This is a genomic window from Variovorax sp. GW821-FHT09D07, from assembly GCF_059416345.1.
Genome location: NZ_JBWKOY010000002.1, coordinates 1,041,734 through 1,062,640 on the forward strand (window position 1 = coordinate 1,041,734; position 20,907 = coordinate 1,062,640).

The 20,907-nt window shown below is 66.7% G+C and carries 23 protein-coding genes; 14 read left to right on the forward strand and 9 right to left on the reverse strand.

Going from position 1 to position 20,907, the window contains the following annotated elements; genetic code table 11:
* Window positions 1-9: 9 nt before the first annotated feature.
* Genes AC07OX_RS11120 through AC07OX_RS11130 form a run of 3 tightly spaced genes read left to right on the forward strand, consistent with a single transcriptional unit; the run spans window position 10 to window position 2,746 of the window.
* Window positions 10-918 carry a heme/hemin ABC transporter substrate-binding protein gene (locus AC07OX_RS11120; protein ID WP_495262833.1) on the forward strand — a complete coding sequence of 303 codons (909 nt, stop codon included), beginning with the start codon at window positions 10-12 and terminating at the stop codon, window positions 916-918.
* A complete protein-coding gene (locus tag AC07OX_RS11125) occupies window positions 915-1,952 on the forward strand; it encodes a FecCD family ABC transporter permease (protein ID WP_495262834.1) in 1,038 nt (345 codons plus the stop codon). The genes AC07OX_RS11120 and AC07OX_RS11125 overlap by 4 nt, the downstream gene beginning before the upstream one ends.
* The gene (locus AC07OX_RS11130; protein ID WP_495262835.1) at window positions 1,949-2,746 is read left to right on the forward strand and encodes a heme ABC transporter ATP-binding protein; all 798 of its coding nucleotides are present in this window, start codon (window positions 1,949-1,951) and stop codon (window positions 2,744-2,746) included. The genes AC07OX_RS11125 and AC07OX_RS11130 overlap by 4 nt, the downstream gene beginning before the upstream one ends.
* Window positions 2,747-2,787: 41 nt before the next feature.
* Here the strand turns inward: AC07OX_RS11130 and ppsR are convergent, their stop codons facing one another.
* The gene (ppsR, locus tag AC07OX_RS11135; RefSeq protein WP_062473023.1) at window positions 2,788-3,609 is read right to left on the reverse strand and encodes a posphoenolpyruvate synthetase regulatory kinase/phosphorylase PpsR; all 822 of its coding nucleotides are present in this window, start codon (window positions 3,607-3,609) and stop codon (window positions 2,788-2,790) included.
* Window positions 3,610-3,802: 193 nt separating this feature from the next.
* Here ppsR and ppsA point away from each other — a divergent pair, with 193 nt between their 5' ends.
* The 7 genes from ppsA to dnaB all read left to right on the forward strand — a co-directional run bounded on the left by ppsA (window position 3,803) and on the right by dnaB (window position 10,031).
* Window positions 3,803-6,199, forward strand: coding sequence for a phosphoenolpyruvate synthase (gene ppsA / locus AC07OX_RS11140; protein WP_139706146.1), 2,397 nt, complete (start codon window positions 3,803-3,805; stop codon window positions 6,197-6,199).
* Between the two features lie 213 nt (window positions 6,200-6,412).
* On the forward strand, window positions 6,413-6,871 hold the full coding sequence (locus tag AC07OX_RS11145; protein ID WP_495262836.1) for a hypothetical protein: 459 nt from the start codon (window positions 6,413-6,415) through the stop codon (window positions 6,869-6,871).
* A 116-nt stretch (window positions 6,872-6,987) separates the two neighbouring features.
* Complete coding sequence (gene rpsF, locus AC07OX_RS11150) at window positions 6,988-7,362, forward strand: 30S ribosomal protein S6 (RefSeq protein WP_062473016.1); 375 nt, start codon at window positions 6,988-6,990, stop codon at window positions 7,360-7,362.
* A gap of 4 nt (window positions 7,363-7,366) precedes the next feature.
* Complete coding sequence (gene priB, locus AC07OX_RS11155) at window positions 7,367-7,681, forward strand: primosomal replication protein N (RefSeq protein ID WP_062473014.1); 315 nt, start codon at window positions 7,367-7,369, stop codon at window positions 7,679-7,681.
* Window positions 7,682-7,702: 21 nt separating this feature from the next.
* The gene (gene rpsR / locus AC07OX_RS11160; protein WP_007830781.1) at window positions 7,703-7,984 is read left to right on the forward strand and encodes a 30S ribosomal protein S18; all 282 of its coding nucleotides are present in this window, start codon (window positions 7,703-7,705) and stop codon (window positions 7,982-7,984) included.
* Between the two features lie 15 nt (window positions 7,985-7,999).
* Window positions 8,000-8,452 (forward strand): 50S ribosomal protein L9, encoded by a 453-nt coding sequence (rplI, locus tag AC07OX_RS11165; RefSeq protein WP_056583114.1) that lies wholly within the window; start codon window positions 8,000-8,002, stop codon window positions 8,450-8,452.
* 172 nt (window positions 8,453-8,624) lie between these two features.
* Window positions 8,625-10,031 (forward strand): replicative DNA helicase, encoded by a 1,407-nt coding sequence (dnaB, locus tag AC07OX_RS11170; protein WP_062473012.1) that lies wholly within the window; start codon window positions 8,625-8,627, stop codon window positions 10,029-10,031.
* A 20-nt stretch (window positions 10,032-10,051) separates the two neighbouring features.
* Here dnaB and AC07OX_RS11175 read toward each other — a convergent pair whose 3' ends face one another.
* From AC07OX_RS11175 to AC07OX_RS11210, 8 genes are all read right to left on the reverse strand, one after another.
* On the reverse strand, window positions 10,052-10,801 hold the full coding sequence (locus tag AC07OX_RS11175; protein ID WP_447743055.1) for a helix-turn-helix transcriptional regulator: 750 nt from the start codon (window positions 10,799-10,801) through the stop codon (window positions 10,052-10,054).
* Entirely contained in the window at window positions 10,801-11,280 is a 480-nt protein-coding gene (locus AC07OX_RS11180) for an MGMT family protein (RefSeq protein WP_139706141.1), read from the reverse strand. Before AC07OX_RS11180 ends, AC07OX_RS11175 begins: the two co-directional genes overlap by 1 nt.
* Entirely contained in the window at window positions 11,277-11,726 is a 450-nt protein-coding gene (locus AC07OX_RS11185; RefSeq protein WP_495262837.1) for a GyrI-like domain-containing protein, read from the reverse strand. The genes AC07OX_RS11180 and AC07OX_RS11185 overlap by 4 nt, the downstream gene beginning before the upstream one ends.
* A 43-nt stretch (window positions 11,727-11,769) precedes the next feature.
* Window positions 11,770-12,219 carry an EVE domain-containing protein gene (locus AC07OX_RS11190; protein WP_495262838.1) on the reverse strand — a complete coding sequence of 150 codons (450 nt, stop codon included), beginning with the start codon at window positions 12,217-12,219 and terminating at the stop codon, window positions 11,770-11,772.
* Between the two features lie 6 nt (window positions 12,220-12,225).
* Window positions 12,226-12,600, reverse strand: a complete 375-nt coding sequence (locus AC07OX_RS11195; RefSeq protein ID WP_062473002.1) for a VOC family protein — start codon at window positions 12,598-12,600, stop codon at window positions 12,226-12,228.
* Between the two features lie 155 nt (window positions 12,601-12,755).
* Window positions 12,756-14,558 (reverse strand): PhoH family protein, encoded by a 1,803-nt coding sequence (locus AC07OX_RS11200; RefSeq protein WP_495262839.1) that lies wholly within the window; start codon window positions 14,556-14,558, stop codon window positions 12,756-12,758.
* Window positions 14,559-14,775: 217 nt separating this feature from the next.
* Window positions 14,776-15,252 carry a peroxiredoxin gene (locus tag AC07OX_RS11205; RefSeq protein WP_062472998.1) on the reverse strand — a complete coding sequence of 159 codons (477 nt, stop codon included), beginning with the start codon at window positions 15,250-15,252 and terminating at the stop codon, window positions 14,776-14,778.
* 144 nt (window positions 15,253-15,396) lie between these two features.
* Window positions 15,397-15,780 (reverse strand): Mth938-like domain-containing protein, encoded by a 384-nt coding sequence (locus AC07OX_RS11210; protein WP_062472996.1) that lies wholly within the window; start codon window positions 15,778-15,780, stop codon window positions 15,397-15,399.
* A gap of 100 nt (window positions 15,781-15,880) precedes the next feature.
* Here AC07OX_RS11210 and AC07OX_RS11215 point away from each other — a divergent pair, with 100 nt between their 5' ends.
* Genes AC07OX_RS11215 through thrC form a run of 4 tightly spaced genes read left to right on the forward strand, consistent with a single transcriptional unit; the run spans window position 15,881 to window position 20,896 of the window.
* Complete coding sequence (locus AC07OX_RS11215; protein WP_070059597.1) at window positions 15,881-17,113, forward strand: pyridoxal phosphate-dependent aminotransferase; 1,233 nt, start codon at window positions 15,881-15,883, stop codon at window positions 17,111-17,113.
* Window positions 17,110-18,147 carry a DUF1176 domain-containing protein gene (locus AC07OX_RS11220; RefSeq protein WP_159277544.1) on the forward strand — a complete coding sequence of 346 codons (1,038 nt, stop codon included), beginning with the start codon at window positions 17,110-17,112 and terminating at the stop codon, window positions 18,145-18,147. The genes AC07OX_RS11215 and AC07OX_RS11220 overlap by 4 nt, the downstream gene beginning before the upstream one ends.
* 14 nt (window positions 18,148-18,161) lie before the next feature.
* The gene (locus tag AC07OX_RS11225; protein ID WP_095744704.1) at window positions 18,162-19,484 is read left to right on the forward strand and encodes a homoserine dehydrogenase; all 1,323 of its coding nucleotides are present in this window, start codon (window positions 18,162-18,164) and stop codon (window positions 19,482-19,484) included.
* Entirely contained in the window at window positions 19,481-20,896 is a 1,416-nt protein-coding gene (thrC, locus tag AC07OX_RS11230) for a threonine synthase (protein ID WP_495262840.1), read from the forward strand. The genes AC07OX_RS11225 and thrC overlap by 4 nt, the downstream gene beginning before the upstream one ends.
* Window positions 20,897-20,907: the final 11 nt, after the last annotated feature.

Here is a 20,907-nt window from a genome sequence, read left to right on the forward strand (position 1 = left end):
CGTGACCCCATGACTGAACAACGAGATCTCTCTTTTCTTTCTTCTTCCGTGCCGCGTCGTCGTGATGCGCTGCGCCTGCTGTCTGCTGCAGCGCTCGGCGCGGGCGCGTGGCCCGCGTTCGCGCAGGACAGCAAGCGCCTGCCGCGGCTGGTCACGGTCAGCGGCGCGATCACCGAGGTGGTCTATGCGCTCGGCGCCGAAGGCCAGCTGGTCGGCACCGACACGACCAGCCTGTTTCCCGCTGCGGCGCGTGCCACGCCCAAGGTGGGCTACATGCGTCAGTTGTCGGCCGAAGGGCTGCTCTCGCTGAAGCCCGACGCGATCATCGCCACCAACGAGTCGGGTCCGACCGTCGTGCTCGACCAGATTCGCACGGCCGGCGTGAAGGTCGAGATCATCGAAGCCGACCACAGCTGGGGCGAGGTGCAGCGCAAGGTGCAGGCCGTGGGTCGCGCTGCCGCCAAGGAGGCACAGGCGCGCGAGTTGCAAGGCCGGCTCGATGCCGAATGGGCGCAGGTCCTGCAGCGCATCGGCGGCGTGAAGGGCCGCAAGCCGAAGGTGCTGTTCGTGCTGTCGCACAGTGCGAGCCCGCAGGTGTCCGGCGAGAAGACCGCGGCGCACGCGGTGATCGGCTTCGCGGGTGGCGTGAATGCACTGAGCGGTTTCAACGGCTACCGGCCGATGACGGCCGAGGCCATGGCCAGTGCGGCGCCCGACATCATCCTCACGAGCACGCAGAGCATCGAGGCGCACGGCGGCATCGAGCGCTTCTGGCAGCGGCCTGAGCTGGCGCTCACGCCGGCGTACAAGAAGCGTGCGCTGATCACGCAGGACGCCTTGCTGCTGCTGGGCTTCGGCCCGCGCCTGCCGGCCGCCATCGGTGAACTGCACGACAAGTTCCGGGCCGCGCTCGCATGAGCCAGCGCTTGGGGGCGCGTGCCGTGCTGGGCGGCAGCGCGGTGCTGCTCGCCGCAGCCTTCGCTATGGGCGCCGTGTCGGGCGCCTACGCCATCAGTCTTTCGCAGCTGTGGAACGTGCTGACCTCGCTGGGGCAGGGCGCGAGCAGCCAGTCGCCCGAACACCTCGTGTTCCTCAACATCCGCTTGCCACGCCTCGTTCTCGGCGTGGCGGCGGGCGCGGGGCTCGGCATGGCGGGCACGCTGATGCAGGGGCTGTTCCGCAATCCGCTGGCCGACCCGGGGCTGATCGGCATCAGCAGCGGCGCGGCGCTGGCGGCCGGCATCACCATCGTGCTGGGCGCCTGGCTGTGGCCGGTGCTGCCGCGCACGCTCGGCAGCTGGACGCTGGTGCTCATGGCCTTCGGCGGCGGCTTCGTCGTGACCTTGCTGATCTACGGCCTGTCGCGTAGCGAAGGCGGCACGCGCATGGCGTTGATGCTGCTGGCGGGCATCGCGATCAATGCGCTGGCCGGCGCCGGCCTCGGCCTGCTGAGCGTGATGGCGACCGACGAGCAGCTGCGCAGCCTGCAGTTCTGGCTGCTGGGCAGCCTGGGCGGGGCGCGCTGGAGCGCGGTCATCCTGGTGGGGGCGGCGGTGTTGCTCTCGTGCTGGGCTGCGGCGTCGCTCGCTTCGCCCCTGAACGCCATCGCGCTCGGCGAGGCGCAGGCGGCGCTGCTGGGTGTGGATGTGGAGCGCACCAAGCGGCGCGCCGTGGTCATCACCGCGGTGGCGGTGGGCGCGGTGACGGCCACGACCGGGATCATCGGTTTCATCGGCCTGATCGCGCCGCATTGGGTGCGCATGGTGGCCGGGCCCGACCACCGCATCGTGCTGCCGGCCTCGGCGCTGCTGGGCGCGGCGCTGGTGCTCGCGGCCGACACGGTGGCGCGCACCGTGATGGCGCCGGCCGAGCTGCCGCTGGGCGTGCTCACGGCTTTCATCGGCGTGCCGATGTTCCTTTTGATGCTGCGGCATTTCAGGGGGCGCGTATGACGGCGGGGGGACACGGGGCGCTGGCGTGTGCCAGTGTCGAGGTGCGCATCGGCGCCAAGACCTTGCTGGCGAATGCGTCGGTCGAACTGGCGCCGGGCCGCGTGACCGCGATCCTCGGCCCGAACGGCGCGGGCAAGTCGACGCTGCTGTCGGTGCTGGCCGGCCAGCGCGAGCCGACGCAGGGCAGGGCGATGCTCGACGGCCGGCCGCTGTCAGGCCACGGCATGCCCGTGCTGGCATTGCGCCGGGCCCTGATGCCGCAGGAAAGCGCGGTCGCCTTCGACTTCACGGCGCAGGACATCGTCGCGCTCGGCCGCTACCCGCACCGCCGCGCGCCGACCCGCGACGAGGATGCGATCATGGCCGAGGCGATGGCCCTGACCGACGTCACGGCGCTGGCGCCGCGCATTCTCAACACACTCTCAGGCGGCGAGAAGGCGCGGGTTCACCTGGCGCGGGCGCTGGCCCAGCTCTGGCATCCACGCCCCGACGGCACGAGCCGTTGGCTGCTGCTCGACGAGCCGACCGCCGCGCTCGACCTTGCGCACCAGCATTCGGCGATGCGCCTGCTGCGCGCCTGGGCGGCGCGGGGCGTGGGCGTGGTGGCCGTGCTGCACGACCTGAATCTGGCGCGGCGCTATGCCGATGAGGTCGTGGTGCTGGGGGCGCCCGGCGGCCTGCGCCAGGGGGCGACCGCCGACGTGCTGCAGCCCGCGCTGATCGAGGCCGTGTGGCGCATGCCCTGCCAGCCGGTGACCGGCGCGGACGGCGTCACGCAGTATCTGTTCGGATAGTCCGTCGGGCGGGCGGTGCTTGCTACTGAAAAGCTAGCAGATCAGTAGACCAACCGCTCCGGCCGCAGCTCCTGCAGGATCGTCGTCGCGATTTCCTCGATCGACTTGGTGGTCGTCGAGAGCCAGCGGATGCCGGCGCGCCGCATCATGGCCTCGGCCTCGCTGATTTCGTGGCGGCAGTTCTCCAGGCTGGCGTAGCGCGAGTTGGGCCGGCGCTCGTTGCGGATCTCGCTCAGCCGCTCGGGCTGGATCGTCAGGCCGAAGATCTTCTTGCGGTGCGGGCTCAGCGCGGGCGGGAGCTGGCGGCGGTCGAAATCTTCGGGAATCAGCGGGTAATTGGCCGCCTTCAGGCCGTGCTGCATCGCCAGATAGAGCGAGGTGGGCGTCTTGCCGCTGCGGCTCACGCCGACCAGGATCACATCGGCGCCTTCCAGGTCTCGGTGGCTCTGGCCGTCGTCGTGCTGCAGGCTGAAGTCGATGGCCGCGATGCGGTCGTTGTAGGCCTTGCTCTTGCTGACGTCGCTGAAGCGGCCGATGCGGTGGTTCGACTTCATGGCCAGCTCGATTTCGAGGGGCCGCACGAAGGTGCCGAACATGTCGAGCAGCATGCCCTTGCAGCCGGTTTCGATCACGCCCAGCACGTCCATGTTGGCCAGCGTGGTGAACACGATGGGCCGAACGCCCTCGACTTCGGCCGTGTGGTTGATCTGCCGCACCGCCTGGTGCGCCTTGTCGACCGTGTCGGTGAACGGCAGCCGCACGTGGCGCGGCTTCATCTCGAACTGGGCCAGAACGGCATTGCCGAAGGTTTCGGCGGTGATGCCGGTGCCGTCGGAGACGAAGAAAACGGTGCGTGTATGCATGGTGTTGCTTTTGCGGCGGAGTCCTGCGGCGCGCGCGACCTGCCACGCCTACAATCCGGGCCATTATCGGGAATCCGCTTTCCCCACCCCCTCGAATTCTTTCCATGCACACCGCGACCGCACCCAAAGCAACGACAACGATCGTGCTGCGCCGTCTGCATGCAGCGCCGGTTTCAACTTCTGGAGCTTCCCCATGTCTGCACTTTTCGAGGCGACCGCACTGGTCGTGCCATTTGAAAACCTGAGGATGACCGACGTCGAGTCGGTTGGCGGCAAGAACGCCAGCCTCGGCGAAATGATCTCGCAGCTGCCACAGGGCGTGCGCGTGCCGACCGGTTTTGCGACCACGGCCCACGCGTTCCGCCAGTTCCTGGCGCACGACGGCCTGGCCGACAAGATCAGCAAGCGCTTGGCCGCGCTGGACACCGAAGACGTGCGCGCCCTGGCCACGGCCGGCGCCGAAATCCGTGCCATGGTCGAGGCCCAGCCGTTCCCGGCCGATCTGCAGAAAGCCATCGGCGAGGCCTTTGCCACGCTGAGCGCCGGCAACCCCGCCGCCTCGTTCGCCGTGCGCTCCTCGGCCACCGCCGAAGACCTGCCCGACGCTTCGTTCGCCGGTCAGCAGGAAACCTTCCTGAACGTGGTCGGCATCGACGACGTGCTGCACAAGATGAAGGAGGTGTTCGCCTCCCTGTACAACGACCGCGCCATCAGCTACCGCGTGCACAAGGGCTTCGAGCACGACGTGGTCGCGCTGTCGGCCGGCGTGCAGCGCATGGTGCGCTCCGACCTCGGCGCCGCCGGCGTGATGTTCACCATCGACACCGAGTCGGGCTTCGACCAGGTCGTGTTCATCACCTCCAGCTACGGCCTGGGTGAGACGGTGGTGCAGGGCTCGGTGAATCCCGACGAGTTCTACGTCCACAAGCCGACCCTCAAGGCCGGCAAGAAGGCCGTCATCCGCCGCAACCTCGGCTCCAAGCTGATCCAGATGGAGTTCGCCACGCCCGAAGAGAAGAAGGCGAGCGGCAAGCTGGTCAAGACCACCGACGTCAAGGCCGAGCAGCGCAACCGCTACTCGCTGAGCGACGCCGACGTCGAGCAACTGGCCCGTTACGCGCTGGTGATCGAAGAGCACTACGGCCGCCCGATGGACATCGAGTGGGGCAAGGACGGCACCGACGGCCACCTCTACATCCTGCAGGCACGTCCCGAAACGGTGAAGAGCCAGCAGCAGGGCAAGGCCGAGCAGCGCTACAAGCTGCTGGGCAAGGGCGCCGTGCTGGCCGAAGGCCGTGCCATCGGCCAGAAGATCGGCACCGGTGCCGTGCGCATCGTGCACAACATCAGCGAGATGGACCAGGTGCAGGCCGGCGACGTGCTCGTCACCGACATGACCGACCCCAACTGGGAACCGGTGATGAAGCGCGCCGCCGCCATCGTCACCAACCGTGGCGGTCGCACCTGCCACGCGGCCATCATCGCGCGCGAACTCGGCATTCCGGCCGTGGTCGGCTGCGGCGACGCCACCGACCTGCTCAAGGACGGCACGCTCGTCACCGTGAGCTGCGCCGAGGGCGACACCGGCTTCATCTACGACGGCCTGCTCGAGACCGAAGTGACCGAGGTGCAGCGCGGCGTGATGCCCGAAATCGATCTGAAGATCATGATGAACGTGGGCAACCCACAGCTTGCCTTCGATTTCGCGCAGCTGCCGAACCACGGCGTGGGCCTGGCCCGCCTCGAGTTCATCATCAACAACAACATCGGCGTGCACCCGAAGGCGATCCTCGACTACCCGAACGTCGACAACGACCTGAAGAAGGCCGTCGAGTCGGTGGCCCGTGGCCATGCCTCGCCGCGCGCGTTCTACGTTGACAAGGTCACCGAAGGCGTCGCGACCATCGCCGCCGCGTTCTGGCCCAAGCCCGTCATCGTGCGCCTCTCGGACTTCAAGTCGAACGAGTACCGCAAGCTGATCGGCGGCAGCCGCTACGAGCCCGAAGAAGAAAACCCGATGCTGGGCTTCCGCGGCGCGGCGCGTTACCTGAGCGCCGACTTCGGCGAGGCCTTTGCCATGGAATGCGAGGCGCTCAAGCGCGTGCGCAACGACATGGGCCTGACCAACGTGCAGATCATGGTGCCCTTCGTGCGCACGCTGGGCCAGGCCGAGCGCGTGACCACGCTGCTGGGCGAGCATGGCCTCAAGCGCGGCGAGAACGCGCTCAAGCTGATCATGATGTGTGAAGTGCCGAGCAATGCGGTGCTGCCGGAAGAGTTCCTGAAGTTCTTTGACGGCTTCTCGATCGGTTCGAACGACCTGACCCAGCTCACGCTGGGCCTGGACCGCGACTCCGGCCTGGAGTTGCTGGCGGCCGACTTCGACGAGCGCGACCCGGCCATCAAGGCGCTGCTGAGCCGCGTCATCAAGGCCTGCAAGGCCGAAGGCAAGTACGTCGGCATCTGCGGCCAGGGCCCCAGCGACCACCCGGACTTCGCGCTGTGGCTGGCGGAGCAGGGCATCGAATCGATCTCGCTGAACCCGGACAGCGTGATCGACACCTGGCAGCAACTGGCCCAAAGAGGCTGAGCCAGCGCGCGGCGGGCATGCACCGCCACGTGATGCCACGCGGCGAATGGCGGAAATCCCCATGGGGGATTCCCCCGTGCCCGCCTGTGCAAATGAAACAAAGTGCGTTTCCGGTGTCAGACTCGTGACATTCGCAGGCGGCGCAATCCGGCTGCCTGCCTGAGGTGATGCGGGCCCGTCAGGGCCTGTGTCAGCACTTCGCCGGAGACCCCCATGATTCTTGTCAAGACGGAAGCCGGACAGCAGGTCCTCAAGGACCGCTCGGTGCCGTTGACGCCGCGCCAGCGCTCGGCCTTCATCCAGTTCGACGGCAAGCGCTCGATCGACGACGTGCTGGGCTCAGGCCTGGGCATCGGGCGCGAGGAGGTCGATCAGATGGTCGCGCTGGGCCTGCTGGCGCCTCTGGCCGGCCAGCCGCCAGCCGTGGCACCTGCAGTTTCGGCAGCCCCGCCGCCGGCTGCGTCTTCCGGTCGCAGCCGCCAGCAGCGCTACAAGGACGCATACCCCATCGCCACCCAGCTGACCGGCAGCCTGGGCCTGATGGGCTTCCGGCTCAACCTCCAGGTCGAAGGCACGACCAGCTACGAAGACCTCCTGGCACTGGCGCCCAAGATCCGCGCCGCCGTCGGCCCGGAGAAGGCCGCCGCCCTCGACAAGGCCCTCAACGACTGAGGTGCCTTGCCGGGTTGCGCAACACAGGGCTATAATCGCCGGCTTTGCCTTGCCATACCGCGCCCGACGCTGCGGGTGGCTTTTCCTCTTCTACGGAAGAATCCACAAGGAGTGCCATGCGTCACTACGAAATCATCTTGCTCATCCACCCGGATCAGAGCGAACAAGTTCCGGCCATGCTGGAGCGTTACAAGGGCCTGATCACGGCCGGCGGCGGCAAGGTCCACCGCGTTGAAGACTGGGGCCGCCGTCAGCTGGCCTACCAGATCAACAAGCTCAACAAGGCCCACTACCTGTGCGTCAACATCGAAGCTGAACAAGCCGTGATGGGTGAACTGGAACACGCGTTCAAGTTCAACGATGCCGTGCTGCGTCACCTGACCGTTCAGAAGAAGAAGGCCGACACCGGTCCTTCGTCGATGATGAAGACGGTCGAGCGCGAAGAGGCCCGCAAGGCCCAGCAGGCCGAATACGCCGCCAACAACAACTGATGGCGTGACGGCTGCCGCTGCGGCGACCGGGGTCAACCAGCTTCTGCTGACCGCCTCTGTCGCCGAACTCGGAACCCTGCGATACACGCCAGCCGGCCTGCCCGCCCTCGATCTGAAGCTCGACCATGAGTCGACACTTCAGGAGGCGGGAAAGCCCCGGCAGGTGAAGACGGCCCTCAAGGCCGTTGCGTTCGGCGCCATCGCCGAGCGGCTCGCAGCGCAGTCGATGGGAAGTCTCTGGCGATTCCAGGGGTTTCTCGCGACACCGGGCAACGGCAAGCATCCGGTCCTGCACATCCAGGATTTTCAGCAAGATTAATTTTCGACAAGAGGTCCCCCAATGGCCACGTTCAAGAAATTCAACAAAGACAAGCGCCCGAAGCGCAACACCCAGTCGCTGCTGTTCAAGCGCAAGCGCTTCTGCCGTTTCACCGTCGCTGGCGTCGAAGAAATCGACTACAAGGACATCGACACGCTGCGTGACTTCATCAGCGAAAACGGCAAGATCATCCCCGCACGCCTGACCGGCACGCGCGCGATCTACCAGCGTCAGCTGAACACCGCCATCAAGCGCGCGCGCTTCCTGGCCATGGTGCCGTACAGCGACCAGCACCGCGTCTAAGAAGGAGCACACACCATGCAAATCATTCTTCTGGACAAGGTTCTGAACGTCGGCGGCCTGGGCGACATCGTCAAGGTCAAGGACGGCTACGCACGCAACTTCCTGATTCCCTCGGGCCGCGCCCGTCGCGCCACCGCTGCCAACAAGGCCGAATTCGAAGCCAAGCGCGTCGAACTCGAAAAGGCTGCGGCCGCCAAGCTGGCCGAGTCGCAAGCCCAGGGCGAGAAGCTCGCCGGCTCGACCGTCAAGCTGACCCAAAAGGCTGGCGTGGACGGCCGTCTGTTCGGTTCGGTCACCAACGGCGACATCGCCGAAGAGCTGAACAAGCAAGGCTACAAGGTTGCCAAGTCGCAAGTGCGTCTGCCCAACGGCCCGATCAAGGTTGTTGGCGACAACACCGTGAGCGTCTCGCTGCACACCGACGTGGTCGTCGAGATCACCGTCACGGTCTACGGCGAAACCGCCTGATCGTTCGCAGCGCCCGGTGCGCTGACGCAAGAAAGCCGCCTTCGGGCGGCTTTTTCTTTTCTGCGCGCGAGTTGTCCACCTCGCCGCACCGGAAGTTCACTGTTTATTAACAACCTTGTCCACACACGCCGCGCCCTGCGCGGCTTAGCATGCAGGGTTGCAAGGGAAGTCCATGTCCGCCGTTTTCTCCTATGCCGACAATGATTCGTCGGCCGACCGCCAGATCGCGCAATTGCGCATTCCGCCTCATTCCATCGAGGCCGAATCCAGCGTGCTGGGGGGCTTGCTGCTGGACAACGGCGCCTGGGACCGCATGGGCGACCTGCTGGTCGACGGCGACTTCTACCGCCACGAGCACAAGCTGATCTACGCAGCCATCGGCGGACTGATCAATGCCAGCAAGCCGGCCGACGTGATCACGGTCTTCGAGCAGCTGCAGAACCTCGGCAAGGCCGACGACATCGGCGGACTGGTCTACCTGAACTCGCTTGCGCAGTACGTGCCGAGTGCGAGCAACATCCGGCGCTACGCCGAGATCGTGCGCGAGCGCTCCATCCTGCGCAAGCTCGTGACCGCCGCCGACGAGATCGCGACCAACGCCTTCAATCCGCAGGGCAAGCCTGTCGACAAGATCCTGGACGAAGCCGAGCAGAAGATCTTCAACATCGGCGAAGAAGGCACGCGGATGAAGCAGGGCTTCCAGAGCATGGATTCCCTGGTGGTCGAGCTGCTCGACCGCGTGACCGAGATGGCCGAGAACCCGAACGACATCACGGGCGTGCGCACCGGCTTCAACGACTTCGACAAGATGACCTCGGGCCTGCAGCCGGGCGACATGATCGTGCTGGCCGCGCGTCCCTCGATGGGCAAGACCTCGCTGGCGATCAACATCGCCGAACACGTGGCGCTCGAAGAGGGGCTGCCGGTGGCGGTGTTCTCGATGGAAATGGGCGCCGCCCAGCTGGCGGTGCGTATCGTGGGCTCCATCGGCCGCATCGACCAGGGCCACCTGCGCACTGGCAAGCTCAGCGACGAAGAGTGGCCGCGCCTGACCGAGGCGATCGAGAAGCTGCGCACGGTGTCGCTGCACATCGACGAAACGCCGGGTCTCTCGTCCAGCGAGCTACGCGCCAATGCGCGCCGGCTGGCGCGCCAGTACGGGCGCCTCGGCCTGATCGTGGTCGACTACCTGCAGCTCATGTCCACCAGCAGCTCGGGCGACGAGAACCGCGCCACGGCCGTGGGCGAAATCTCGCGCGGCCTGAAGATGCTGGCCAAGGAACTGAAGTGCCCGGTGATCGCGCTGTCGCAGCTCAGCCGCGGCGTGGAAGCCCGTACCGACAAGCGCCCCATGATGAGCGACTTGCGCGAATCCGGCGCCATCGAGCAGGACGCGGACATCATCATGTTCATCTACCGCGACGACTACTACAACAAGGAGTCGAAGGAGCCGGGCGTGGCCGAGGTGATCATCAGCAAGCACCGGAACGGCCCGACCGGCACGGTGAAGCTGGCCTTCCTGAAGCCGATCACCAAGTTCGAAAACCTCGTCGGCTACAGCAACAACGACGAGTACTGACCGGCCCGCGCGGCAGGTCGTCAGCTGGCGTCGCTGCCGGGCTCGGACGTCGAGGCCGGCGGTTTCTGCTCCCACACCTTGTGGCGCTGTGCCTCGGCCTTCACCTGCCGCAGCAGGTCGGCGAGCGTCTTGCCGGGTTCGTCCTGGAAGCGTGTCGTGAGCACCTCCACGGCCTCCATGCGGTCGACCCGGAAACCGCGGAAATCGTTGCGCAGCTCGCACCACGTCGAGAGCGTCCAGACCTTGCCCCAATAGAAGCAGCCCAGCGGCCGCACGGTGCGCTCGCTGGCGTCGCCCGAGACGTCGCGGTAGTGCAGCCGCAGCTTCTGGTGCGCCTGCACGGCCTCGCGCAGCGTCTGCAGCCGGGTGCGCAGGGCGTCGTCGAGGCCGAGCGCGGGTGCATAGAGCGCCAGCGCCTCCGCCGAGACGCGCGCCGCCGGCGGCAGCACCGACAGGATCTTGCCCAGGCCCGTCTCGATGTTGCGCGCCATCGCCGGGTCGACCCAGCTCTGGGTCATGCGCGCGGCGGCCACGAGCGCCGATGCCTCGTCCTGCGTGAACATCAGCGGCGGCAGCTCGAAGCCCGCGCCGAGGCGGTAGCCGACGCCGGCTTCGCCCTCGATCGGCACGCCCTGGTGCTGCAGGTCGGCGACATCGCGGTACACCGTGCGCTCGGACACCTCCAGGCGCTGTGCCAGGAAGGCGGCCGTGGTGAGCCGGCGGCCGCGGATGAGCTGCACGAGCTGGAAGAGACGGTCGGCGCGGCGCATCAACGCGTTCCGACGAGCTTCCTGGCGAAGTCCTCGACAAAGTAGCGCTTGCCGCGCTGGACCACCGTGTGGCCTTCGGCCTCGAGCCGCGACATCTGGGCCTCGATGCCGCCCGGGTACTTCGGGTTGAGCTCGCCGCCGATCTTGAGCGTGCGCCAGTACGGCGTGCCCGGCGCGCGACCGGCGCCCGTCGTCATGGCTTCCTCGGTGGCGTGGGCCACCATGTGGGCGAAGATGGCCGTGGTCACGGTGCAGCCGATGGTGGCCTGGTGGCGCGCCGCGATGTCTTCGCCGATGCCGAGCACGGTCGCGAGCCGGCCTTCGGGCACGCCACGCATGGCCTCCTCGACCTCGGCCGGCGAGGGCGTGGCGATGGTGCCCTCGCCGTGCCGCGCGCGCATGGCCGGGGGAATGGCCTTCACGTTCGGCAGGTTCGGGTAGCCGGCCAGCCTGTCGCGCCAGCCCTTGCGTGTGCTCATGAGACTCCGATGTGGATCGCCACTGCGTCCGGCCCCTCGTAGGCTTCGAAATCGCTGCAGTAGCGGCGCACGATTTCCGGGTGCGCCTCGAAATACTGCCAGATGCGCTGCCAGGTGGCGATCACCATCTGCGGCATCTCGCCGCGGCCGGCGAACACGAGGTAGTCGCCGGCTTCGATGGCGACGCTGTTGGCGCCATCCGAGACGGCGACGCCGGCCGTCATGTCGAAGGCGCCGTGCGCGTCCGATTCGTAGGCGGAGTAGACGCTGAAGATGCGCGTGTCGCTGGTGCGGTGCGGCGTCGACTCGTAGGTCTGTTCGCCGAAGAAGCGGTTCCACAGCGCGCCGATGCGTGCGGTGGCGGGGTCGATCTCTTCGCGGTTGGTGGTGCGTACCGTGAGGCCGGAGACGCGGAAGGCGTCGTGGTGTTGGCGGATGGGGTCCATGCGTTTTTTCTCCGGAAGTGGCGGATGAGGAGGGCGAAAGCGCTCAAAACAGGAGCGCTTTCGGTTCGGCCTTCATCGTCTGCGCGATCAGTTTCATGTCGATGTCGGTGATGTCGAACAGGCCGAAGCGGAACTTGTAGCCCCATTGCTTCGGGGTTTCGATGAAGGCGAGGCGTTCGATCAGCGGGGCGATGCGCGCCTCGTGCGCGGCGACGTAGGCCACGTCGCGACGCCACGGGACGAAGCCGTTGCCCATGTCGAACTCGTAGGGATCGCCCGGCTGCACGATGCCCAGCGCCACGAAGCTTTGCAGCTTGTCCGTGCCGCCGAACACCGTGGCCGGTGCGTAGTAGGCCACGCGGTCGCCTGCCGCCACGCGCTTGAGCGGCGCGAGCTTGCCGTGGCCCACCTGCATGAACCCGAGCGGCCGGTGGTCCCGGCCGCGCCGGGCGTGCTCGGCACTGGCGACCGCAATCCAGTTGCGTTGTGCCATGGTGTCTCAGGCGGGGGCGTGCAGGCCGACTTCGTTGCCTTCGGTGTCGCGCAGGTGGGCGATGAAGCCCATGCCCGGCGGCAGCGCCGACTTGGGGGCCACGATCTGCCCGCCGGCCGCTTCGACGCGCGAGAGCACGGCATCGATGCTGGGCATGCAGTCGAGGTACACGCGGATGCCGCTGCCCGCCTGCGCACTGGTGTTGGCGCCGGGCTTCAGCGCGCCGCCGGTGGCGGGGTCATCGTAGGGAAACACGGCCAGGGGGTTGCCGCCGAAGTCTTCGCGGCGCAGCTTGCGCGCGAGCACGGTTTCGTAGAAGGCCTGGGCGCGGTCCAGGTTGGCGACCGGAATCTCGAACCAGGTGATGGCATGGGTGGTCATGAAGTGCTCTCTTTCGTTCGTTGCGTTGGAAGGAGCCTGGATGGTGCGAGCCGCCTCCTGACAACGTCTTGTCAGTAGCCTGTCATGACGGACGAAAAAAAGCCCGCGATGCTCCGGGAGCATGCGCGGGCTTGTGTCGGCCGGAGCCGATGAATCTAGAGCACGTCGCTTGCGAAGTCGGCCAGGCGCGAGCGTTCGCCGCGCGCCAGTGTGATGTGCCCGCCGTGCGGCCAGCCCTTGAACTTGTCGACCGCGAAGGTCAGGCCCGAGGAGCCTTCGGTGAGGTAGGGCGTGTCGATCTGCGCGAGGTTGCCCATGCAGATGATCTTCGTGCCGGGGCCGGCGCGGGTGATCAGCGTCTTCATCTGCTTGGGCGTGAGGTTTTGCGCCTCGTCGATGATCACGTACTTGTTCAGGAAGGTCCGGCCGCGCATGAAGTTCATGCTCTTGACCTTGATGCGGCTGCGGATCAGCTCGTTGGTGGCCGCGCGGCCCCACTCGCCGGCACCGCCGCCGTCGCCCTTGGCCAGGAACTCGAGGTTGTCGTCGAGTGCGCCCATCCAGGGGCCCATCTTTTCTTCCTCGGTGCCGGGCAGGAAGCCGATGTCTTCACCGACGCTCACCGTGGCGCGGGTCATGATGATCTCGGTGTAGCGGCGGTCGTCGAGCACCTGCGTGAGGCCGGAGGCCAGTGCCATGAGCGTTTTGCCGGTGCCGGCCGTGCCGGTCAGCGTGACGAAGTCGATCTCGGGGTCCATCAGCAGGTTCATCGCGAAGTTCTGCTCGCGGTTGCGCGTGTTCACGCCCCACACCGCGTTCTTGCCCGAGCTGTAGTCCTTGAGCGTCTTGAGCACCGCGGTCTTGTCGCGGATCTCGGTGACACGCGCGTACATGCTCGGCTCGCCGGGCGCCTCGAAGAAGACGAACTGGTTGATGTACAGGTTGGGCACCAGCGGGCCGCTGATCCGGTAGAAGGTGTTGCTGCCGCTTTGCCAGCTTTCGACCGTCTTGCTCTGGCGGGTCCAGAAGTCGGGCGGGAGGGCGAGCGAGCCAGCGTAGAGCAGGTCGCCGTCTTCCAGCGTCTTGTCGTTCTGGTAGTCGTCGGCCGCCAGGCCCAGCGCGCGCGCCTTGACGCGCATGTTGATGTCCTTGGACACCAGCACCACTTCCTGCTTCGGCTTGCCCGGGCGGTCCTTGGCGTACTCGTCGCGCAGTGCGTGCACGACGCCCAGGATCTGGTTGTCGGCCTTGCCCTGGGGCAGGCTGATCGGCAGCGAGTAGTCGAGCGGGGCGGTCTGGAAGAAGAGGCGCCCGCCGGCTTCACGGTGGCCGGTGGTGTCCAGCTTCAGGCCCTTGTCGATGTCGGCGTCCTGCGCGGCGGCCAGCGCGTCGAGCGTGCGGCTGGTCTGGCGGCCGTTGCGCGCGACTTCGGTCGTGCCCTTCTTGTGGCCGTCGAGCTCTTCCAGCACGATCATCGGCAGGAAGATGTCGTGCTCCTCAAAGCGGAACAGGCACATCGGGTCGTGCAGCAGCACGTTCGTGTCGAGCACGAACAGCTTGGCGGGGCCGGTGGACTTGCGCTTGGGGCGTGCAGGGGCCTGCTGGGGCGCCGCGACGGGCGGGGCGGCTGCCGGGGCAGGCGTGGGCACGCGCGTCTCGACCTGCACCATCGCGGGTTGTTGCTGCTGCGGGGCGCTCACCGGTGCCGACGTGGGCGCCGGGGCGGGTGCAGCCTTGGTTTTCGAGCGACGTGCCGGGCGCGCGGCCGGCGCATCGCCGCCGCCTTCCGTGCCGAGGTTGTCGAACAGCTCCAACGGCTGCGGTCCGCTCTTGGCGGGGGCGTCGTCGCGCGAATCGCCGGAACGGCGCGAGTTTCTGTGCGAGGGACGGGCGGGTGCGTCGATGGCATCCGGCGAGAGCAATGCGGCGCGTTTCGTGGGGGCGGGAGGCAATGGCATGGGTCAGGTCGCTCGCAAGGAAGAAAGAGGAGGGCCGGAAAACGAAAAAGCCGCCTGTAGACCCAGGCGGCTTCGTTCGGAGGATGCGGTCGTGGAGCTCAACGGCATGAGGCCATTATGCACACCGCAAAAGACGCACCAGAGGCTCTTTGCACACTGCGTGGGGCAATTCCCACGACTTGATGCAAAAGCGCACGCCCGGTGCCTTGCGGCGCGATCAGGCGGCCTTCTTGAGTGCCTTGACGGCCTTGAGGACGTCTTCGACATGGCCCGGAACCTTGAGCCCACGCCATTCGGCCTTCAGGATGCCGTCGGCGCCGATCAGGAAAGTGCTGCGCTCGATGCCCTTGACCTTCTTGCCGTACATGATCTTGTTCTTGACCACGCCGAACATGTGGCACATTTTTTCTTCGGTGTCGGCAATCAGTTCGAAGGGGAGTTCGAGCTTGGCCTTGAATTCGTCGTGCGACTTCATGTTGTCGCGCGACACGCCGAAGACCGTGGCACCGGCTTTTTCGAAGTCTTTGTAGTGGTCGCGGAACTGCATCGCTTCGGTCGTGCAACCCGGAGTGTTATCTTTCGGGTAAAAATACATGACCATGACGTGGCCGAGGTGCGAGGTGTTCGAAACCTTGATGCCGCCCGTGGCGTTGGCGTCGAATTCAGGAATGGGTTTGTTGACAACGATCGCCATGAAACTTGTTTTCTCCGTTAGATTCCGTTCTCCGAGCCCTCTCGGCCTTTTTCGGGCTTGCTCGATGAACGGAGGATTGGTCGTTGCTAACTTGGGGTAGCTGGCCGGTTCGCAACCCGGTATTTTACCTCGAAAACCCCTCTCTCAGCCACCCGCCGGGCTCTCGACGAGCAGGGCGGCGATGACGTGCCGGCCTTCGCCGGCCAGGATGTTGTAGGTGCGGCAGGCCGCCGGGGTGTCCATGGTCTCCACGCCGGTGCGTTGCGCCATCAGGGGCTGCAGCCATGCGGGTTGGGGAAATCGGATGCGGTTGCCGCTGCCGAAAATGACCAATTCGGCGCCCAACGACGCCAATTGCGCGAATTGTTCGGGGCCCAGCTGGTCGAAACGCGTGCAATCCCAGGCAAAGCGTTCGCCACGCGAACCCACGACGACGCTGCCCTCCACCTTTTCGTTGTTGATCGCGACCCAGCCGGGGCCGTGTGCGGTGAGGGTCTGAACGTCGGATTTGTCGGGCTGGAGCTTCATCGGGGCACTGGGAACTGTGGTCAAATTATAGGTTTTCCCTAGTGACACGAGGCCCGCAGGGGCCTTTGACCTTCGAGTAAACCCGCCCGGGAGGGCCCCTTTGAAGCAGCTCAAGAAATCGGCCAAGCTGGCCAACGTCCTCTATGACATCCGCGGCCCCATCATGGACGCCGCCAAGCAGATGGAGGAAGAAGGCCAGAAGATCATCAAGCTCAACATCGGCAACCTGGCCGTGTTCGGCTTCGATGCGCCTGAGGAGATCCAGCAGGACATGATCCGCAACCTGCCGACCTCGGCGGGCTACTCGGACAGCAAGGGCGTTTTCGCGGCGCGCAAGGCCGTGATGCACGAGACCCAGAAGCAGGGCATCGCGGGCGTCACGCTCGACGACATCTACCTGGGCAACGGCGCCAGCGAGCTGATCGCCATGTCCACCAACGCGCTGCTCAACGACGGCGACGAGCTGCTGCTGCCGGCCCCCGACTACCCGCTGTGGACCGCCTCCACGAGCCTGTCGGGCGGCACGCCGGTGCACTACCTGTGCGACGAGGACAACGGCTGGATGCCGAACCTGGCCGACATCCGCGCCAAGATCACGCCGCGCACCAAGGGCATCGTGGTCATCAACCCGAACAACCCGACCGGCGCGCTCTATTCCGACGACCTGCTCAAGAGCCTTGTCGAGATCGCCCGCGAGCACGGCCTCGTGATCTTCGCCGACGAGGTCTACGACAAGGTGCTGTACGACGGCGTCAAGCACACGGCCATCGCCAGCCTGTCGACCGACGTGCTCACGCTGACCTTCAACTCGCTCTCCAAGAGCTACCGCTCGTGCGGCTACCGCGCCGGCTGGCTCGTGGTGTCGGGCGACAAGCGCAGCGCACGCGACTACATCGAGGGCCTGAACATGCTCTCGAACATGCGCCTGTGCGCCAACGTGCCGGGCCAGTGGGCCATCCAGACGGCGCTCGGCGGCTACCAGAGCATCAACGACCTCGTGTGCGAAGGCGGGCGCCTGCGCCGCCAGCGCGACCTGGCCTACGAGCTGATCACCGCCATCCCGGGCGTGAGCTGCGTCAAGCCCAGCGCCGCGCTCTACATGTTTCCCAAGCTCGACCCCGCGGTCTATCCGATCGCGGACGACCGCCAGTTCTTCCTCGAGCTGCTGAAGGAAACCCGCGTGATGCTGGTGCAGGGCACCGGCTTCAACTGGGCCACGCCGGACCACTTCCGCATCGTGTTCCTGCCCCACGAAGACGACTTGCGCGAGGCCATCAACCGCATCGCCAAGTTCCTGGAGCAGTACCGGTTGCGTCGCAAGACGGGACCATGAAATCCGCCTGCGTCGCTGTCGCGCTGTTGCTGGGCGCACTGTCTGTCGGCGCGGCCGGGAAGAAAGAGCCCATTTCGTTCTCGCACAACGACTGGGAACTGGTCTGCGACAACACGCTGACCTGCCGCGCCGCCGGCTACCAGGCGGACGGCGGGGAGCACCAGCAGGTGTCGATGCTGATCACCCGCGCGGCCGGGCCGAACACGGCCCTCGACATCCAGCTGCAGATCGGCGATGACGGCAGTGCCAAGGGGCCGCTGCGCTTCAAGGTCGGCAAGGCCGCCTTGTCCGGCCTCGACGCGGGAACCGCCAGCTTCGACCAGGGCCAGATCCGCGCCGTGCTGCCCGAACTGCTCAAGAGCGACGACGCCACCGTCACGGCCAACGGTGGCAAGAAGTGGACGCTGTCGCTCGCCGGCCTCAACGCCGTGCTGCTGAAAATGGACGAAACGCAAGGCCGCGTCGGCACCCCGGGTGCGCTGGTGCGCAAGGGCGCCAAGCCCGAATCTTCCGTGCTGCCGCCGGTGCCCATGCCCGTCGTCCATGTGGTCAAGCCGCCGAAGGCGCGGCTTGGCGACGACGCGCTGGCCGCGCGCATCTTTCCGTCGCTCGACCTGAAAGACGCGCGCGAGCGGTGCAACAACCAGGACCAGGTCAACGCCAAGTCGGTGGAGGTTCACCGCCTGAGCGACCGCAAGGTGCTCCTGGCGCTGGGCTGCGGCGTGGGCGCGTACAACTACACCACGCTGCTCTGGACCGCCAACGACAAGCCGCCCTATGCGCCCGTGTCGCTCGAGGCGAGCGGCGAGTTCGACGACAAGGACGCCAGCGTCACCTCTTCCATGAAGGGGCGCGGCATCGGCGACTGCTGGTCGAGCGAAACCTGGCACTTCAACGGCACGACCTTCGTGCGCACCGGTGCGAACGGCGACGGCATGTGCCGCGGTTTCGCGGGTGGCGCCTGGAGCCTGCCGCGCTACGTCAGCCGCCTTGTGGACGCCGCAGCACCGTCTCTTACCTCATCCAAACCATGAACGCGACCCCTCCCATGAAATCCATCCAAGTAGGCCTGCTCGGCGCAGGCACGGTCGGCAGCGGCACCTTCAAGGTGCTCCAGCGCAACCAGGAAGAAATCAAGCGCCGCGCCGGCCGCGGCATCGAGATCACCATGGTGGCCGACCTCGACACCGCCCGCGCCCGCGAAGTGGCCGGCGAAGGCGTGAAGGTGGTCGCCGATGCGCGCGAAGTCATCGCCAACCCCGACATCGACATCGTCATCGAACTCATCGGCGGCTACGGCATCGCCAAGCAGCTGGTGCTCGAAGCCATCGCGGCCGGCAAGCACGTGGTCACGGCCAACAAGGCGCTGCTCGCCGTGCACGGCACCGAAATCTTCGCGGCCGCGCATGCCAAGGGCGTGATGGTGGCCTTCGAGGCCGCGGTGGCCGGCGGCATCCCGATCATCAAGGCGCTGCGCGAAGGCCTCACGGCCAACAGCATCCAGTGGCTGGCCGGCATCATCAACGGCACCACCAACTTCATCCTGTCCGAGATGCGCGACAAGGGCCTGGACTTCGCCACCGTGCTGAAGGAAGCCCAGCGCCTGGGCTACGCCGAAGCCGACCCCACCTTCGACATCGAAGGCGTCGACGCCGCGCACAAGGTCACGCTGATGAGCGCCATCGCCTTCGGCATTCCCGTGCAGTTCGACAAGGCCCACGTCGAAGGCATCACCAAGCTCGCTGCACAAGACATCAAGTACGCCGAGCAGCTCGGCTACCGCATCAAGCTGCTGGGCGTGACCAAGCGCACTGCCCAGGGCATCGAGCTGCGCGTGCACCCGTCGCTGGTGCCGTCCAAGCGCCTGCTGGCGAACGTCGAAGGCGCCATGAACGCCGTGGTCGTGCACGGCGACGCCGTGGGCACCACGCTGTACTACGGCAAGGGCGCCGGCAGCGAGCCGACCGCCAGCGCCGTGATCGCCGACCTCGTCGACATCACCCGCCTGCACACCGCCGACGCCGCACACCGCGTGCCGCACCTGGCCTTCCACCCCGACGCCATGAGCGACCTGAAGGTGCTGCCGATGTCGGAAGTCGTCACCAGCTACTACCTGCGCCTGCGCGTGGCCGACCAGGCCGGCGTGCTTGCCAAGGTGACGGGCCTGCTGGCCACCGCCGGCATCAGCATCGACGCCGTGCTGCAGCGCGAAGCCGATGAAGTGGGCGGCGAAGGCTCGACGCAGACCGACCTCATCATCCTCACGCACGACGCGCGCGAAGGCACCGTCAACGACGTCATGGCCGAGCTGCAGGCACTGCCGACCGTGCTCGAGCCCATCGTGCGCATCCGCAAGGAAGAGTTGAAGTGAACTACCTGAGCACCCGCGGCCACGCCGACCGCAAGCGCTTCTGCGAAATCCTCCTCGAAGGCCTGGCGCCCGATGGCGGCCTGTACCTGCCCGAGACGTACCCGCAGGTCGACACCGCCACGCTCGCGGCGTGGCGCACGCTGCCGTACAACGAGCTGGCCTTCGAAATCCTCTCGCTGTACATCGACGACATTCCCGCGGCCGACCTGAAGGCGATCTGCGCGAAGACCTACACGGCCGAGGTGTTCGGCACCGACGAGATCGTGCCGCTGCGCGAGCTTGAAGATGGCGTGTACCTCGAAGCCCTGTCCAATGGCCCCACGCTGGCCTTCAAGGACATGGCGATGCAGCTCTTGGGCAACCTGTTCGAGTACGAACTGGCCCGCCGCGGCGCCGAGCTCAACATCCTGGGCGCCACCAGCGGCGACACCGGCAGCGCGGCCGAGTACGCCATGCGCGGCAAGAAGGGCGTGCGCGTGTTCATGACCTCGCCAGACGGGCGCATGAGCCCGTTCCAGCAGGCGCAGATGTTCAGCCTGCAGGACGCCAACATCCACAACATCGCCATCACCGGCGTGTTCGACGACTGCCAGGACATCGTCAAGGCCGTGTCGAACGACCTGGCCTTCAAGCGCAAGTACCGCATCGGCACGGTCAACTCGATCAACTGGGCGCGCCTGCTGGCGCAGGTCGTCTACTACTTCGCGGGCTACTTCCAGGCCACCGCGAGCAACGACAAGCCGGTGAGCTTCACGGTGCCCTCGGGCAACTTCGGCAACGTCTGCGCGGGCCATGTGGCGCGCATGATGGGCCTGCCGATCCAGACGCTGGTGGTCGCCACCAACGAGAACGACGTGCTCGACGAGTTCTTCCGCACCGGTGTGTACCGCGTGCGCGCGGCGGTCGATACGCACGAAACCTCCAGCCCGTCGATGGACATCAGCAAGGCCAGCAACTTCGAGCGCTTCGTGTTCGACCTGGTCGGCCGCGATGCAGACCGCCTGCGCCAGCTGTTCGTGGACGACCTGGGCCTGACGGGCAGCTTCGACCTGAGCGCCGATCCGGCGTTCAAGCAGGCTGCCGAGCGCTTCGGCTTTCGCAGCGGCCGCAGCACGCACGCCGACCGGCTCGCGATGATCCGCGACACCGAGAAGCGCTTCGCCACGCTGATCGATCCGCACACCGCCGACGGCCTCAAGGCCGCGCGCGAGCAGCTCACGCCGGGCGTGCCGATGGTGGTGCTCGAGACCGCGCTGCCGATCAAGTTCGCGGCCACGGTGGTCGAGGCGCTGGGCGAGGAGCCCGCGCGCCCGAAGAAGTTCGAAGGCATCGAAGCCTTGCCCAAGCGCGTGGTCCAGCTGCCGGCCGATGCCGAGGCCGTCAAGGCCTACATCGCCCAGCACTGCGACTGACCGGGGCGTCC